Annotated in this window: 15 protein-coding genes; 1 reads left to right on the top strand and 14 read right to left on the bottom strand. The window is 58.8% G+C overall.

Annotated features, from left to right (window positions below):
- Window positions 1-177: 177 nt before the first annotated feature.
- The 3 genes from ACVWYU_RS25370 to ACVWYU_RS25360 form a co-directional block, all read right to left on the bottom strand.
- Entirely contained in the window at window positions 178-1,275 is a 1,098-nt protein-coding gene (locus ACVWYU_RS25370) for an acyltransferase family protein (RefSeq protein ID WP_457373988.1), read from the bottom strand.
- A gap of 310 nt (window positions 1,276-1,585) precedes the next feature.
- Entirely contained in the window at window positions 1,586-1,999 is a 414-nt protein-coding gene (locus ACVWYU_RS25365) for a cupin domain-containing protein (protein WP_457373987.1), read from the bottom strand.
- Window positions 2,000-2,081: 82 nt separating this feature from the next.
- A complete protein-coding gene (locus ACVWYU_RS25360) occupies window positions 2,082-2,843 on the bottom strand; it encodes an SDR family oxidoreductase (RefSeq protein ID WP_457373986.1) in 762 nt (253 codons plus the stop codon).
- Between the two features lie 259 nt (window positions 2,844-3,102).
- Between ACVWYU_RS25360 and ACVWYU_RS25355 the strand changes: the two genes are divergently transcribed.
- A complete protein-coding gene (locus ACVWYU_RS25355) occupies window positions 3,103-4,698 on the top strand; it encodes a winged helix-turn-helix domain-containing tetratricopeptide repeat protein (RefSeq protein WP_457373985.1) in 1,596 nt (531 codons plus the stop codon).
- A 68-nt stretch (window positions 4,699-4,766) separates the two neighbouring features.
- Here the strand turns inward: ACVWYU_RS25355 and ACVWYU_RS25350 are convergent, their stop codons facing one another.
- From ACVWYU_RS25350 to ACVWYU_RS25300, 11 genes are all read right to left on the bottom strand, one after another.
- Entirely contained in the window at window positions 4,767-5,345 is a 579-nt protein-coding gene (locus ACVWYU_RS25350) for a DUF4337 domain-containing protein (RefSeq protein ID WP_390955613.1), read from the bottom strand.
- Window positions 5,346-5,661: 316 nt separating this feature from the next.
- Entirely contained in the window at window positions 5,662-5,814 is a 153-nt protein-coding gene (locus ACVWYU_RS25345) for a hypothetical protein (protein ID WP_390955612.1), read from the bottom strand.
- 214 nt (window positions 5,815-6,028) lie between these two features.
- Window positions 6,029-6,745 (bottom strand): class I SAM-dependent methyltransferase, encoded by a 717-nt coding sequence (locus tag ACVWYU_RS25340; RefSeq protein ID WP_457373984.1) that lies wholly within the window; start codon window positions 6,743-6,745, stop codon window positions 6,029-6,031.
- Between the two features lie 220 nt (window positions 6,746-6,965).
- Complete coding sequence (locus tag ACVWYU_RS25335) at window positions 6,966-8,378, bottom strand: aldehyde dehydrogenase family protein (RefSeq protein ID WP_457373983.1); 1,413 nt, start codon at window positions 8,376-8,378, stop codon at window positions 6,966-6,968.
- A gap of 4 nt (window positions 8,379-8,382) precedes the next feature.
- Window positions 8,383-9,432 carry a homoserine dehydrogenase gene (locus ACVWYU_RS25330; protein WP_457373982.1) on the bottom strand — a complete coding sequence of 350 codons (1,050 nt, stop codon included), beginning with the start codon at window positions 9,430-9,432 and terminating at the stop codon, window positions 8,383-8,385.
- 383 nt (window positions 9,433-9,815) lie between these two features.
- Window positions 9,816-10,253: an Lrp/AsnC family transcriptional regulator gene (locus ACVWYU_RS25325; RefSeq protein ID WP_457373981.1), complete on the bottom strand. Its 438-nt coding sequence runs from the start codon at window positions 10,251-10,253 to the stop codon at window positions 9,816-9,818.
- Between the two features lie 22 nt (window positions 10,254-10,275).
- Window positions 10,276-11,655, bottom strand: coding sequence for a threonine synthase (thrC, locus tag ACVWYU_RS25320; RefSeq protein WP_457373980.1), 1,380 nt, complete (start codon window positions 11,653-11,655; stop codon window positions 10,276-10,278).
- A gap of 16 nt (window positions 11,656-11,671) precedes the next feature.
- Entirely contained in the window at window positions 11,672-12,562 is an 891-nt protein-coding gene (locus ACVWYU_RS25315; RefSeq protein ID WP_457373979.1) for a LysR substrate-binding domain-containing protein, read from the bottom strand.
- Window positions 12,563-12,622: 60 nt separating this feature from the next.
- The gene (locus ACVWYU_RS25310; RefSeq protein ID WP_457373978.1) at window positions 12,623-14,053 is read right to left on the bottom strand and encodes an amino acid permease; all 1,431 of its coding nucleotides are present in this window, start codon (window positions 14,051-14,053) and stop codon (window positions 12,623-12,625) included.
- Between the two features lie 151 nt (window positions 14,054-14,204).
- Window positions 14,205-15,482 carry a cystathionine gamma-synthase family protein gene (locus ACVWYU_RS25305; protein WP_457373977.1) on the bottom strand — a complete coding sequence of 426 codons (1,278 nt, stop codon included), beginning with the start codon at window positions 15,480-15,482 and terminating at the stop codon, window positions 14,205-14,207.
- A 179-nt stretch (window positions 15,483-15,661) separates the two neighbouring features.
- The gene (locus ACVWYU_RS25300; RefSeq protein ID WP_457373976.1) at window positions 15,662-16,258 is read right to left on the bottom strand and encodes an eCIS core domain-containing protein; all 597 of its coding nucleotides are present in this window, start codon (window positions 16,256-16,258) and stop codon (window positions 15,662-15,664) included.
- Window positions 16,259-16,378 lie beyond the last annotated feature (120 nt).

Below are 16,378 nucleotides of genomic sequence, written 5' to 3'. Positions count from 1 at the left end.
CCTGGAAGGCTGCATCGGTTGTGGCTGTTTAACCGCGGGAGAGTGTCCAGTGTTTAATCCAAAAAAATGTGTTGGGGCAAAACCCACTCCGGCCCGATGATCTTTGATCAAGTGGTTTAGAAAGGACTGAAAACATAGCCCCCCCTCTTGGCGCAGTGACGACTCACATGCCCGTCGTTATTCGCTGGGTCTACGAACCGTCACCAGCGTCGCCTCTGCATTGGCTTCACGGCTACTACGCGCAGCAAAATGCCGACCTAACTGGCGACCATAGCGGATACAGGGCTTTTCAATTACGAACCAGGAAATACTGGCCAACGCGAGAGATGCAGCGATCGTAACAACCTGATTTGCATGAACGCCGAAATTCGGGAAAACAGCGGCCATGACCTGTTGTATTGGCCATCCGAAGACATAAACACCATACGAAAAGTCGCCTGGAAGCCGCAACGCCTTGATTGGCTCGGTGGTCATCAGCCAAAGCGCCGTTATCAAAAATGCCGGATAAAACACAAACTGGAACGCCGACCCATGCCGGCAGATCCAGGCAAAGAGAATTAAACCGGAAACGATACGGATATTGATACTTGCCTGATCTTTGTAAAGCGCAAGAAGAGCGCCAAAGGCAAAGAAGGCCGGGAGGCGACCGCCAATATTGACGTTCATCAGGCCAATCATTTCAACTTCTTCCGGGAAAAACATTGAAATGGCAAGTATTGAGATTAGAACCACCGTTGCGAAGAGCTTATGACGGAATACTCCGCAGAGCCCTGCGGCCAGCAACATGGCGTACATGATGAGTTCATATCGGATCGTCCAGATAGATCCATTGGTCAGCGGGTTGTTGCTATGTTCAAACACGCCGGGCAAAGAATATTCGACATAGGGGTGACGAAATATTGCTGTAAAAACGGTGCTATTGGAAAAATAACTATTCAGCGGCAGTGTGGTGAGCATCGGCCCAAGCAGTAACACGCAAGCGGCCGCGCTGACGAGGACGGCCGGGAACACCCGAAAAAACCGTGCCAATATAAAATTAAGGGGTGAACTATTGTTTATCCAGCTATTCGTTACAAGAATACCGCTCAAGAAAAAAAAGAATTCAACGGCCAGCGATCCCGAATAGTCAAACCCAAGTAACTGCCCTATAGGCTCTGTCGTCGTAGACCCTGGAACCAGCGCGTAAGCATGCCCCCAAATAACAGCGCAAGCCGCTATAAGACGCAGTAAATCCGCATTGTTATTATCCCTGTGCAGAGCGTCATTCAGTTTCATTGAACTGCTCTCGGAGTATGTGCGCAGTGGCAGGACCCGATAACTATCACCGCAACTTGCCGGTTGCGGCAGGTGTGTCTTATAGGGTCTGAGTGTAGACGGCGCTTCAACGCGACTGCTGAACATGAAGAAAAAGTCATGTTGCCTGTTCGGGTCATTTTGTATGTCCAACCCCATGCCGTCATACACGCTTTGCCTCTGTTTCTTATCCCCCGGCACCCTTCCCAAAACCAGGACAAAGGAATGCCAGGGCGGCACTGGTCTGCCGCCCTGGCGCTGCTGTCGAGCTTCTATGAGCGCGTTGACCCGCTCACTTCTTGATAGGCGTGACCAGCGTCTGTTCGCCGGTGTCGAGAACGAACACCGCCAACAGGCGTGCAGGCTCGGTGTCGCTGGCGTTGGCGCTGACTTCGTGCACGGAGCCCGGCTCCTCTACGAAGTTTTCGCCGACGTGGTAGATCCTTTCCGGCTGGCCTTTGACTTTGATGCGAAACGCCCCCTCCAGCACCGTGGCATAGATGAAGGCCGTTTTCGGATGGGTGTGGGATGGCGATGCGGCACCCGGCCCATACTCGACGACCACCCCCTTCATGCTCTTGCCGGGGATATTGGGAATGGGACGGTCAAACACGACGGTCACCTTGCCGGGGGGCGGCTCAGTGGCCGACGCTGTGCCGATCGACAGTGCGGCGAAAGCCGCAGCCAATAGAAATCGGGCAACCATGACGATACTCCTTCTTGGGTAGGTGTGATGACGGCGCGCCCCATGATCGGGGCGACGCCTTCCTGAGCTGTCGCTGGAGGCTTCAGCGGCTTGCTTGCGCCATTGACCGGTTGAGCCAGTCTTCGAAACGGATCGTCCCCAGGCGCGGGTTGTGGCCGGGGGTCAGCGATTGATCGTCAAGCACGGCGCCGTAATAGCGCGCGTGTACGTCCGGTACGACCCGGCGAGTATCCCGAGTGGCCCGCAGAAAGCGCCTGATCAGCTCGTCAATCGGCATGGCCTCGGGCCCCGCGACTTCGACCGTGCCATTGAGCGGCGCTGCCAGCACGACGTCGGTGAGTGCCGCCACCACGTCGTCGGACGCCAACGGCTGGATCAGCGCTGGCGAAACGCAAAGTTCTTCGCCGACGGTAAACGAATCGGCAATGCCGCCGACGAATTCGAAGAACTGCGTGGCACGCAGAATGGAGTAAGGAATGCCGGACGCCTTGATCAGGTTCTCCTGTGCAACCTTGGCCCGGAAGTAGCCGTTTTCGGGCAGCCGCTCGGTCCCGACAATCGACAGCGCGACGTGATGCCGGACCCCGGCAGCCGCTTCGGCGGCCAGCAGGTTACGGCTCGAGGTTTCGAAGAACTCAAGGACGGCCTGGTCCTCCCACGACGGCGCGTTCGCCACGTCGACGACGATATCGGCCCCGTCCATCGCCTCGGCCAGGCCCTCGCGGGTGATGCTGTTGACGCCCGTGCTGGGGCTGGCTGCGAGCACGTCATGGCCGCGCTCGCGCAGGTTCTTCACAAGTTTTGATCCGATGAGGCCGGAGCCTCCGATGACGACGATCTTCATGGGCTTTCTCCACGTGTCGACTGCAACCATTGCGTCGGTGTAAGAGAAGGTTGCCTGCGTGGATGAACGAAGTCCTTGTGCCAGCTGTGGGTTTCCCTCCACTCAGGCTTGGATTTTCGTCCAAAGATGCCGCAGCCCGAGGTTGCCTCGGCCGCAGACGGTGCGGCGGGTTTTGCGCTGCCGTATCATCAATATCCACTACTAATCGTCAGCCGCCTGGGACACGGAGTTGAGGGCGCTTCGCCAGGGGATCCCCACTTTGCCATTCGTGTTTGAAGACTACCTGCTCGATGAGGAGCGCCGGGAACTCACCTTGCGCGGGCAAGTCGTGACCGTCGGGCCGCAGGTGTTCGATCTGTTGCTGCTGTTCGTCAACAACCCCGATCGCGTTCTCAGCAAAGACGACCTGCTCAAGGCGGTATGGAACGGCCGGATCGTCTCGGAGTCGACGATCACCAGCCACATCAATGCGGTGCGCAAGGCCATTGGCGATACCGGTGAGGAACAACGCCTGGTGCGCACCGTCGCCCGCAAGGGTTACCGCTTCGTCGGCCAGATCAAGGTCGGCGGGAACGGTGAAGCGCGGCAGCCTGACCGGCCTGCCATCGACCAACGCTCGCCCACGACGCCGAAGGAAATGCCCTCCTCGCTCGTCCTCCCGGACAAACCTTCGATTACCGTCTTGCCCTTCCAGAATCTGAGCGGCGATCCGGAGCAGGAGTATTTTGCCGACGGCATCGTGGAAGACCTCATCGCTGCCCTGTCGCGTATCCGCTGGCTGTTCGTCATCGCGCGCAATTCGAGCTTCACCTACAAGGGGCAGACGGTGGACGCCAAGGGCATCAGCCAGGCGCTGGGCGTTCGCTACCTGCTCGAAGGCAGCGTGCGCAAGTGCGGAAACAGGGTACGCATCACCGGGCAACTCATCGATGCGACGAGCGGGACGCATATCTGGGCGGAGCGTTTCGAAGGCGCGCTCAACGACCTCTTCGAGCTGCAGGATCAAATCACCCAAAGCGTCGTCGGTGCCATTGCACCGCAACTCGAACGGGCAGAAATCGAACGCGCCAAACGCAAACCGACGGAAAGCCTGGACGCCTACGACTACTATTTGCGCGCCATGGCAAAACTGCACAACGGTACCCGGGAAGCCCTCGACGAGGCGCTGCCGTTGTTCTACAAGGCCATCGAGCTCGATGGGGAATTTGCCTCGGCCTATGGCATGGCCGCCTGGTGCCACTTCTGGCGCAAGATCAATGGCTGGATGACCGATCAGGCGCAAGAGATCGCTGAGGGCGTACGGCTTGCGCGTCTGGCGGTGGCGCTTGGCCGGGATGATGCGGTCGCGTTGACCCGAGGCGGTCATGCATTGAGCCATCTCACCGGTGATGTGGACGGCGGCATTGCCTTGCTCGACAGGGCACGCCTGCTCAATCCCAACCTCGCCCCGGCCTGGTTCCTGGGCGGCATCCTGCGCGCACTGCGTGGTGAAACAGACGCCGCCATCGAGCACCTGACCCATGCCGTCCGCTTGAGTCCGCTGGACCCGGAAATGTTCAGGATGCAGGTCGGGATGGCCCTGGCGCATTTCTTCGCCGGGCGTTTGGATCTCGCGACGGATTGGGCGGAAAAGGGCTTGGGCAATCTGCCCAGTTTCCTGCCCCCAGTGGCCCTGCTGGCGGCCAGTCATGCCCTCAGTGGACGAATGGATAAAGCGAGGTTGGCAATGCAGCGGCTACGGGAGCTGGATCCCGCCTTGCGCCTTTGCAACCTGAAAGACTGGTTGCCGATCCAGCGTCCCGAGGATTTTGCACGCTTCGCCGATGGACTGCGCCTGGCCGGGTTGCCTGAGTGACCGTGGATCGCGTCCATGCGTTCGAAATCCCCGGGAATATTCAGCCAGCGAACGGCTGATCACCGCGCTTAGATATGCAGCCAGGCCATCGAACCCAACAAAACGCCAACGCCGGCGGCACCAAACGAGACCCGTTTGAGCCATTCCTTACGCGTCAGCAAGGTAATGGCCGCCAGCGAAATGGCGATTTGAATCGCCGTCATTGCCTGGGCCCAGCGGTGATGCTGATGCAGCACCTGCTCTGACTTCTCGTCCCACTCGCGTGCCGCTTGTTCGAATGTTTCAGCCTTCTTGCGCGCCTCTTCTTTCTGTTCCCCGTACCGCCGCGCCTCAGCGGCATAGTGGGCGGAATCCAGCCCCGGGAGATGGCTCGCCAGGTCCGACAGGTTCTGCCGGCTGGACTTGGCCTGGTAGTAATTCCACTCGTTGGCGGCTTCGGTCTTCTGGATGGCGGCGTTGTTTTTGTCCATGGCCGCCTCACTCTCCGTTGAGCCGGCCTGGTAGCTCATCAAGGCACCGACGGTCGCCATGATGGCTGTCATCACCGCAATCTTGCTGGCAAAGCCGTCGCCTTGTGCATGCGCATGATGGGTAGTGTGCTCAATATGCTGCTCATGTGGGCTGGGAACTTCGAACTCTTCAGGCATGGGTGTCGATCTTGGAGGAATGAGTGGTGGTAGACAGGCAGTATGAATGGCCCTTGATCCCGTAGACACAGATCAATGGCAGTCAAGGTTCGATTTTATTGAAAAAGCGGCCCTTCTGTCTGGCCTGGGGCAAAAATCTTCATGTGGGCCAGCAGGGAAGCAGGATGGGACGGGGTGCAGCCCATTGCATCGGGTGCCGATTGATCAAGCGGCGCCATTCTATCTGTCAATGCGGAGGTCTGGGTGGTCAGGACGAACCTGGTTAACCCACCCGATCCTCTTTACTTGCGCACCTTGATCCTGATGCGCAGACAGGCTAATTACGGTGGTACTCCTGACCGCCCCGCTCGCCACCATAGTAGCGACCATGATCATGGCCGTGGCCATCATGATCATGCCAGTAAGGCCAGCAGCCACCGAGCAGCAGGGTGGTTGATAACGCCAGAATCAATGCAGTTGTACGTTTCATTTGATCCTCTCCAGACAGGCAAAACCTGACACTGTACGGGTTCGATTGCGCCTGATTTGAGAGAGTTCAAACGGTCTGATCATCGGCTGCGAAGTGCGCTCCACTTGCCGCCTGCTTGCTTTGCTTCTGAGCCGCGACTGCATCGGATTTGACCGACACGCGTTGTAACCACGATTGGCTGTGCACGGCTGGTCACTGCCTCTCACCCCTCTGTTCAGACTGTTTTACACGTCAACCAGGCACTCCAGAACAGACTGCTGAAAAAACGGGTAGCGTCCCCGAATCCCGCGTCATGCAACAGCTTTTGAACCGCCGCCTCAGAATGTGGGGGGTCGGCGCCTTGAAGAATTTTCCCCAGTTTGACTTTCACTTCATCCGGGCTGGCTCCGTGCTGCCGCCAGCGTTGCCCCCAGGCAGCGAGGAGTAGCGGCTGGCTGGCATAGGCATATTGATTGCCTGCGACGATCAGCGGAGCCCCTGGTTTCAGACGAGCTTGAATGGATCGTAAAATTTGTCCTTTGGCATCATCGCCATCGAGATGATGGAGCACACCGATCAAAGTGGCTGCGTCGTAGGACTTATCTGCCGCCAAATCTTCAACGTGCCCAAGATGCAGATCCGTTCTTTCCAGCAGGTTGTTTGCGGCCAACTGCTGTTTCGCGGCTTCAAGCATCGGCCCTGATGGATCAACGGCGGTGAAGCGCCACCCCGGCTCAAGCCCGGCCATTGCAATGATCTCCTGCGCCGTACCGCCAACGCCGACAACCAGTATTTTTGCAGAGCTTCTGCTACCAAGGCTTGCCGCGAGCATGCACGCCGCCAAGTCCTGACAGGCGTCATAACCTGCCAGCGCGATACGGCTCTGTCGTCCGTACTCACTGGCCCGTGTGTTATCAAACTTTTCGGCTGAGTTGAGTGGTAATGATTTCAAGGCGGTTCTCCATGTCCTTGAATCAACTTAGGTCATGAAAAGCGATAATAAAAATTCATTAATTTTATACATTGCATTCCTGTCGGGAATGCATGCCTGCTCGGAGTTCTTGCTGCCGCGGCGCTACCGCCTGCCCCCGCTCCCGCTAAATAAAAAAGCGTCGGGCAGGTGACCAAACCTGCCCAACGCCCTACGACCTGACCAGACCTTTCTGAATCGCCTAACCCAAGGTGTTCAAGCACACCACCTTGGGCTGGGTCATTTCCTCATAGGAAAAACGCACCCCTTCCCGGCCCAGGCTGCCGTACTTCGAACCGCCAAACGGCATCGCATCGAAGCGGTAATCGGAAGAGTCGTTGATCATCACCCCGCCGGCTTCGATCCGCCGTGCGGCGCTCATCGCCGTCGCCAGATCATTGGTGAATATCCCCGCATGCAAGCTGTATTCGGGTTCATTGGCCAAATCGATGGCTTCGTCGAACGATTCAAAGCCCTGCAAGACCACCACCGGAGCGAACACTTCATTGCACCAGAGCCGGCTGGAATGATCGACATTTTCCAGCACAGTCGCGGCGTAGCACGATCCCTGGCGCCGATGGCCGCAAAGCAAAGTCGCGCCCGCTTGCAACGCCTCGTTCACGACTTGCTCGGCATTCTGCGCCGCTTGCGCCGTAATCATCGGCCCGATATCGGTATCGGCCAGCAAGGGGTCGCCAACCACCAGCGCTCGGGCCTTGCTGACGAAACGCTCTCGAAAGGCTTCATAAATCGATGCCTGAATCAGCAAGCGCTGAGTGCCTATGCAGTTCTGCCCCGCCGCCCAGAAGGCGCCGGACAGGCAACTCTCGACGGCAGCCTCCAGGTCGCAGTCTCCCATGACGATCACCGGCGCATTGCCGCCCAGGTCCATGGCCAGTTTCTTCAATCCGGCCGTGCGGGCGATCTGCTCCCCGGTGACGAAGCCGCCGGTAAAGGAAATCATCCGCACATCACGGGAAGCGACCAACGCCTTGCCCAGCTCCGCCCCACCGGTGGCGACCGTCACCACTGTTTCCGGCAAGCCCGCCGCGACCAGACAGGACACCAGCTTGATGGCCGACAACGGCGCAAGCTCCGACGGTTTGAGAATCACCGCATTACCGCCCGCGATGGCCGGACCGAGCTTGTGCGCCACCAGATTCAACGGATCGTTGTACGGCGTGATCGCGACGATCAGGCCCAACGGCTCGCGAGAAAACCAGCCCTGACGCGATTCGGACCCTTCATACGCATCGAACGGCACCACCTCGCCGGCATTGCGCTTGGCTTCCTCGGCCGACAACTTCAGGGTGTTGATGCAGCGCTTGACCTCTTTTTCCGCCTGTTTAAGAGTCTTTCCGGCCTCGGCGACGATCAGCCTGGCAAACGCGCCGGCCTCATGCTCGATGTTGATGGCCGCTTGCTCGAGAATGCGTGCCCGACGATGACGCGCCAGCGCGGCGCAAGCCCGGGCACCCTGACGCCCGGTCTCCAGCAACTGTGGAACCTGCGACGCGCAGACATTGGTTACGCTGCCGATGACAGAGCCGTCAAACGGGTTCAAGACTTCAATGGGCGGCTCCACGATATCCAGAGCCAGGCGCGATAGTTTCACAGGCTTACTCCTGATTGTGTGCACGGGATTGATGGATGCTGATGATGTCCGACAGCAACGCGAACGCTGTTTCCGTGCGCCCGGCCCCCGGCCCCGAAACCGTCACGGCGCCGAGCAGCCCGGTGCTAAAAGACACGGCATTGGTCGCGCCACAAACACTGGCCAACGGATGTTCGTTACTCAAAAGACGCGGCTCGACACTGGCACTGATCGAACCGTCGGCTTGGCGTTTCGCCGCGCCGATCAGCTTCCAGCGAGCGCCGTCCTGCCGGGCCTGTTCGATGTCGCCAAGGCTGAGGGACGAAATGCCGCTACAGGTGACGTCGCTGACAGTGAGCTTGGCGTCCAGCAGTTCGTTGGCCAGGATCACCACCTTGAGGCGCACGTCATGCCCCTCGACATCGGCAGTCGGGTCGGCTTCGGCGTAACCCAGCTCCTGCGCCTTGGCCACGGCCTCGGCGAACCCGAGACCACCTTCCATGGAGGTCAGAACGAAGTTGGACGTGCCGTTGAGAATCCCTTCGAAACCGACAATGGAACTGCCCGCCAGCGCCTGCCTGGCCAGGCGAATGACTGGCGTGCCACTCATCACCGAACCTTCGTATTCGAAGGCGACGTTGTTGCGTCGGGCCAATGCCTTGAGCTCGCTACCGTGCAAGGCAATGGGCCCCTTGTTGGTGGTGACGACATGCTTGCCGCCCTCCAGCGCCCAACGGCAGAACGACGTCGCCGGCTCACCGTCTACCGGGTTGGTGAAGGTGGCTTCAACAACGATGTCCGCTCCCGAGTCCTTGATCACCGCTTCATTAAGAGCTGTGACTTCACCACCCGGCAGCTGCGCCAAAGCACCCTTGGCGGCTGGCAATCGGGCCAGCACGCCGGCGTCCAATCCTTCACGGCCAATGATCGAGCCGAGAAACAGGTCAGTCACGCCAACAATTTTCAAGGTGAAACCCAGCTCGGTTTTCCACTGTTCGTTGCGTTCGGCAATCAGTTGAGCCAACGCCCGGTTAACACCGCCAAAGCCAACCAGCGCCAATTTGTATTCAGTCATTTTGTTATGCCCCCTGATCCGGGTGATGGGTTGTTGAGCACTAGGTTAGGGGTCAGGCCAGGGCAGTGAAATAGGCCAATTTGCTCTATTTTGTGGGCGTTTTGACCAGCGCCAGAGCAAAGCTTCAGGCATGAAAAAAGATCCTCGCGCAATCCCGGGAAACACCAATAACGCAATCCCTGTAGGAGCGAGCCCGCTCGCGATGGACTCCAGTGCGCCGCGTTTAACCAGGCCACCCGCATCATCGTTAACGACCATCGCCAGCTGGCTGGCTCCTACACAGGAATGTAGCCACGCGCAGGTAACGCAAAACCTGAACTGCAAATTGATGAAGGCATAAAAAAAGCCAACACAGGTTGGCTTTTGGCAGCACGAAAAACGGGTTATACGACAGACGACAATACGAAGGACGTCACGGTGTTTTCCACCCCTGGCAATGCGGCGATTTCAGTCCAGACCTTGTGTACCCGTTGCGGGCTCGACGCGCCGACTCGCAGCATCAAGTCGAACTCGCCGCTCATCACATCGCACTGGAGGACTTCCGGAATTGCCCGCAGCGCCTGCAGTACTTCCTGGCCGCGCATCCGGTCGTAGCGGTACACGAAAATCACCGCGTTGATGTCCGAAGCGGCCTGTCGCCCCTCCCCGGTTTTCACCGTATATCCCTGTATGACACCGTCACGTTCAAGTCGCTCGATGCGCTGGCGCACCGCATTGCGCGACAGGTTGACCTTGGCCGCCAACTCGGCGTGCGCGGCCCTGGCATTGAGCCGTAGCTGCGCGATGATGTGTTCGTCGAGAGGGTCCAGAATTCGCTTCACTTGGCCTCCTGTTGCCGTGTCTTCACAGCGCGTTCAGCAGCGCATGGATGGTATCGAGATCGTCCGGCTCAATCCGGTAAAGCTGCGCCTGCCCTTGGGCCGCGACCTCGCGTTGCGGCATCGGCAGGCTGATGCCCAGTTCACACAGCAGCGCCGCTGACTTGACCGGTGAGATTTCCCCCAGGGTCACCATGGGCGCGACCAGGCTTCGACGATACAACCTGGCCGCCAGGACGCCGGTGGCGGTATGCGGGTCGATGACGTAACCGGTGTCGCGATACAGCGAAGTGATTTCCTTCAGCGTCTGCTCATCACTGACCGAATAGGAGTCAATGATCATCCGTGCCTGCAACCAGAACTCGTTGGCAATGACCATCTCGCCGCTGGACTCGAAACCTGACATCAGGGCATTCACCGCCTGATCGTCATGCCCGTAGAGCTCCCAGACAAACCGTTCCAGATTGGCAAAAATCGACAGATCCATGGCCGGCGACAACGTCTTGTTGGCCCGCGACCGGCTGTAGTGGTTCTTCTGAAACAACTGATGCAGCGCGTCATTCTGGTTGGTCGCCACGATCAACTGGGTGATCGGCAGACCCATTTTTTGCGCGATGTAGCCGGCATACACCTCGGCAAAACTCGCGGCTGGCACGCTGAAACCGATTGGTCGTTGACCGCCTCCCAGCTGCAATACCGCATGGAAATAAAACACCAGTTGCGCCAGCACACTGACCCAGTTGCTGGAATTGAAACTGATCGCTTCGTGCTGCGCATTTGACCACTGCCGCAACAGCCGGGTGACGATGGTCTGGCACTCGTCGAAGCTGCCATTGACGGCAAACCGATGAACCCGCGGGTGGGCCACGGCCTGCAGATCCCGGAGCTGGTCCTGGGGCACGCCCGCCTCGGGGTAAAACACCATCACGGTGGTTTCTTCGCAGTGCTTGAACGCTTCGATGGCCGCCAGCCCGGTATCGCCGTTGGTGGCACCGATCACCACCCCGCTACGCCCGCGCTGACGCAGAAAGTGCTGCACCAGCCGTGCTTGCAACTGAGCCGCGAAATCCTTCGAGGAGCGGGTCGGCCCATGGAACAACTCCAGCACCCACTCGTTACGGTCGACCTGGTGCAACGGTGCAAGGGAGCGATGACGGAATTGGCTGCCGGCCTCTTTGAGCAGGCGCTTGAGGTCGGCTTCGGCGATCGCCTCACCCACAAACGGGCTGATCACTCTGTAGGCCAGCTCGTCATAGGACAGGGTCGACCAATTGGCAATGTCCTGTGATTCAAACAGCGGCAATTGGAGCGGCACGAACAGCCCGCCTTCCTCGGCGACTCCCGACAACACGACCTTTTCGAAATCGACCTGCACGGCCGAATTTCGGGTGCTTACATAACGCATGGTTGGCTCCGGCCATTCATTTGAAACGATGTGCCTGCTCGACCAGCCAGGTGGAAAATATCGCCGCGTCAGGGTGCTGCTCGGCCCCGGAATCGCGTACGAGGTAAAAAGACTCGCTGGCTTCGATCCGCTGGACAAAGGGCTCGACCAATCGTCCATCGCGAAGCATGTCATCGACCATCGAGGAGCGCGCCAGGGCGATCCCCTGCCCTAACTCGGCCATGCGCAACGTGGAGATCAACGTGTCGAATTGCATGCCGGTCGAAAAGTCGACGCCGTGTGCACCGACCATGTTCAACCAGTAACCCCAACCCTCTTCGTAACCCAGCACATGCAGCAATGGATGGTTCGATACATCCGCAGGGACGGTCAGCGGCGACTTCGCCATCAGCCCCGGCGAACAGACCGGGAACAGCGTGTCCCAGGTCAGGCGCTGTGACACCAGGCCAGGCCATTGACCGTGGCCCCAGCGAATTTCCATGTCGTCCTCGCCATCCAGTTCCTTGACCCAGATATTGCTGATGTAACGGATATCCACATGGGGATGAGCCTGGCTGAACGCCTGCAGCTTGGGCGCCAGCCAGTGCACGAAGAACGCCAGGCTGCCGCGCACCTTGATCGGCCGACGTTTGTGCTGACCGAAAATTTCGTTGGTCCCCACGGCCAGTCGGGTGATTGCGTCCTGCACCACCGGCAGATACGCCTGGCCTTCCTCCGACAGTCCGAGGCCACGGGGCAGGCGCTTGAAGAGCGCCACCCCAAGATGGCTTTCCAGTTGGCGGATCTGCTGGCTGACGGCGCCCTGGGTCAAACACAGTTCTTCGGCAGCATGGGTGAAGTTCAAACAGCGGGCAGACACCTCGAATGCCCGCAGCCAGTTCAATGGGGGTAGCGTCTTTTGTTTCATGGCTTGAACCTCTTGGACGCCCCCTCCACCGAGCACGCTTGCCCATCCCGTCGACGCGAACTAGAACGCATCGGACGGTTGTGCCAAGGGGGCAACCGACAAGCGTCGCTCGCGGCTTTTGCGCGTAATGTAATACACGAAGTAGCACCAGGCGATGAAGGGCAAACCGAAGTACAACGCCACCCGTTGCTCAGGATCGAAGGCAATCCCGACACAGGCCAGAGTGCAGCAGACCAGCGCTCCCAACGGCACCCACGGATAACCCCGGACACGGAATTTCAGGTCGCGGATATCACCGCCATTGGCCACATAGTGACGGCGGAACGCAATCTGGCTCGCCGCGATACTCATCCACACCACCACGACCGCCAACCCGGAGATCGACACCAGCGCCAGATAGATGGTATCGGCAGCAAACACGCTACTGAGCAACGACGCTGCGCCACCCGCCATGCTGACGATAATCGCGTTGAGCGGCGTGCCCATGCGAGTCAGTGCCGAGAACTGCTTGGGCAGGTGCCCTTGGTCACTCAACGTCCAGAGCATCCGTGACGCGGCATACAACCCGGAGTTGGCGGCCGACAGCAAGGCACTGATGATCACGAAGTTCATGATGTCGGCCGAGTATGGAATCCCGATGTAGGTGAACACCGTCACGAATGGACTCTCGACCAGACCGGCCTGTTCACGAGGCAACAGGGTCGCCAGAACGAAAATGGTCCCCACGAAAAAGATCGCCAGACGCAGCACGGTCGTGCGAATGGCACGCGGTACGTTGCGTTGTGGATCTTTGGTTTCGCCTGCGGCAATACCAATCAATTCAGTGCCGGAGAACGCAAAGGATACGGCCAGCAATGTCATCGCAATCGGCATGAATCCGGTCGGAAAAAGCCCTTCACGGGTGAAGTTGCTCAAGCCGATGCTGTGGCTTTGCTCGATGTGCAGCAGACCGAGAATCGCGCCGCCGCCAATCATCAAGAACACGATCACGGTCACCACTTTAACCAGCGACAACCAGAACTCGGTCTCAGCGAACAGGCGCACCGAAATCACATTGGTCAGAAACACCAGACCGGCAAACAACGCACTCCAGATCCACACGGGCGTGTCCGGGAACCAGCGCACCATTAAAATGCCGGCGGCGGTGAATTCAGAACCGATGGCCACTGTCCAGGTCAGCCAATACAACCAGGCCACCGTATACCCGGTACCAGGCCCGAGAAACCGGGTGGCGTACGTACTGAACGAACCGGTTTCCGGCATCTGCACCGCCAACTCGCCCAGGCACATCATCACCATGTAAACCATGAGTGCGCCGATGATGTAAGCAATCACCGCGCCCAGGGGACCGGCCTGGTTGACCGTATAACCGGACGTGAGAAACAGCCCGGTACCAATGACGCCACCTAATGCCAACATGACAATATGGCGCGTCTGCATTTCCTGTTTAAAACCCGAGCGAGTATCAAGTTGTTGTTCTTTTATGGACATGGTTGTTCTCATGAAAGTTATCAGGGCACGAATTAGCGTCTGCGATAATTAACTGGGCAGAGTTAAAATAAGGCGCCATCAGGTTTTATTATTATTCCACTTCATGAACTCCCCACTTAAATCCTTGCAGTGAGGTATTAACGTTAAATCTTCAACCTGCTATCCCTGCACACGTTTCATTAATTGAAAGTTGTGTGTTTTCCAGTACCGCTGAGTTGCCCGAACTTCTGACAAAAGCGAAGGCCTGTTTCAGGTCGTCGAGCAGGTCGTCGGTGTCTTCGATACCGACGGAAATCCGCACCAGCCCTTCGGAGATGCCCAGGGCCAGTCGCTCCTCCAGCGTGTTCTCGACATGGCTGGTGGTCCGGGCCGGGCCATAAATGGTTTCCACCGCACCGAGATTGCCTGCGCAGTGGGCGAAACGCAGGCGTGGCAAGAGCACCTTGACCGTGTCCATGCCGCCGCTCACTACAAAACTGACGATTGCACCAAAGCCGGACATTTGCGCACACGCCACCGCGTGATTCGGGTGGCCGGGCAAGCCGGGATAATTGACCGACTCCACCAAGGGTTCGGTGCACAGGTACTCTGCCAGGGCGCGGGCACTGCGTTGCTGCTGACGCATGCGCAGCACCAGGGTTTTCATGCCGCGAATGATCATGTAGGCGGAGAACGGGTCGAGCGTTGCACCGTTGATTTCCCGGTAGTGACGCACCTTGGCCATCAGCACTTCACTGCCGCACACCAGGCCGCCCAGCACGTCGCCGTGCCCGCTGAGAAACTTGGTCGCACTGTGAATGACCACGTCCACACCCAGCGCCAGCGGGTTCTGGTTCAACGGCGTGGCGAACGTGTTATCAGCCACCACAATGGCACCGACACGCTTGGCGGCGGCCACCAGACGCTGGATATCCAAGACCTTGAGGGTCGGGTTGGTGGGCGTTTCCAGGTACACCAGTTGGCAACCCTTGGCGATTTCACGTTCGATTTCTTCGTGATCGAACGTCTCGCACAATGTCACGCTCACCCCGGTGCGCGGCAGGAACTCTTCGAAAATCTTGTTGGTGCCGCCATAGCTGTCCTTGGTCGACACCACCCGATCGCCATGGGCCAGGAAGGTATAAAGCACACTGCTGATCGCCGCCATGCCGCTGCTGAAAGCCACGGCAGACTCGGCCAGTTCCAGCTCGCGAATTTTTGCCTCGAGGGTCTCGACGGTCGGGTTGCCCATGCGGCTGTAGATGAAGCCTGGCGCCTTGCCCAGAGCGACGTCGTACCAGACGTCGATGTCGTCGTAACCATAGGCGGCACTGACGACAATCGGGGTTTGAGTGGCATTGTAGGGATGCCTGACTTGTTCTCCGCCCCAAACTGCCCGGGTCCCGGAACCCGCATTGACCAACGCTGCGCTGCCTGGTTTTTTATTCATGAAGACTACTCGCACTGAGGGCGGCGAGTGTTGAGTCACTCACCGGATCTGGCGGCCAATATATTGAAAAGCCGTGCCCCCGAGAAACGATGTTATCGGTGCCTGAGGGCTGCTTTTTTTAATGGCTCACGTGATGTGGGGACAGGTCGATCCGGTGGTCAGACAGCCCCCCCAGCCCTTCAGTCGGTCCCTTTGCGCACCGCGCGCCTGACCTCAGCCTGAATCGCATACGCCGGCGCCTCCACGACATTGAAATCCTGTGTGTAGCGCTGGGCGAATCCATCGACGCCCCATTCCTGATACTGCTGCACATGCTTGAGTTCGTGCGCCCACAGCGCGAAGTTCTGTTCGGCGTCTTGAGCGTCGCGGAAGAGGATGATGTCAATCAGCGTCACGGCGCCGACATCGGGGTTTTGCAGCATGGCGTTGGCGGCGTTCAATTGTTCACTGTCGCTGACCGTGTAGCGCGCGGCATCGAGGACGCCGGGGTCGTACCAGCGCAGCAGTTTCTCGCGGATGTTCGGTGGAAGGGGTTGGGTGCCGGCATTGGCGGCTTCAGTGCGGGCCTGGGTCAGCCACAGTGCCAGGGCAGGTGCGGCGATCTGGAAGACGCCATCTGGCACCGGGCCAATCAGTTGTTCCAGGTCTGGCAGGCAGGTGCAGCCATCCAGGCACACTTGTTTCTCGCCGTCGGGGCAGACATTGCTCTGGGCTGTCACTTCAAGCGTCAGGCACAGAACCAAAAGCGCCACCAGGCGCGTGGTGATGGATGACATTGGGCGCTCCCGGGACGGATGCAAGGCGAGCGTGGGTCCCCCTTGAACGACGATCCGCCATTTTCAGCGTAGTCGCGAACCAGACGCTTCCCGAGCTGATCGGCGTGGTCCGCTGTCGCT

It is taken from the genome of Pseudomonas sp. TE12234, from assembly GCF_054061835.1.
The sequence above is the reverse complement of the archived record's forward strand: the minus strand, read 5'-3'. Positions and strand labels throughout refer to the sequence as shown.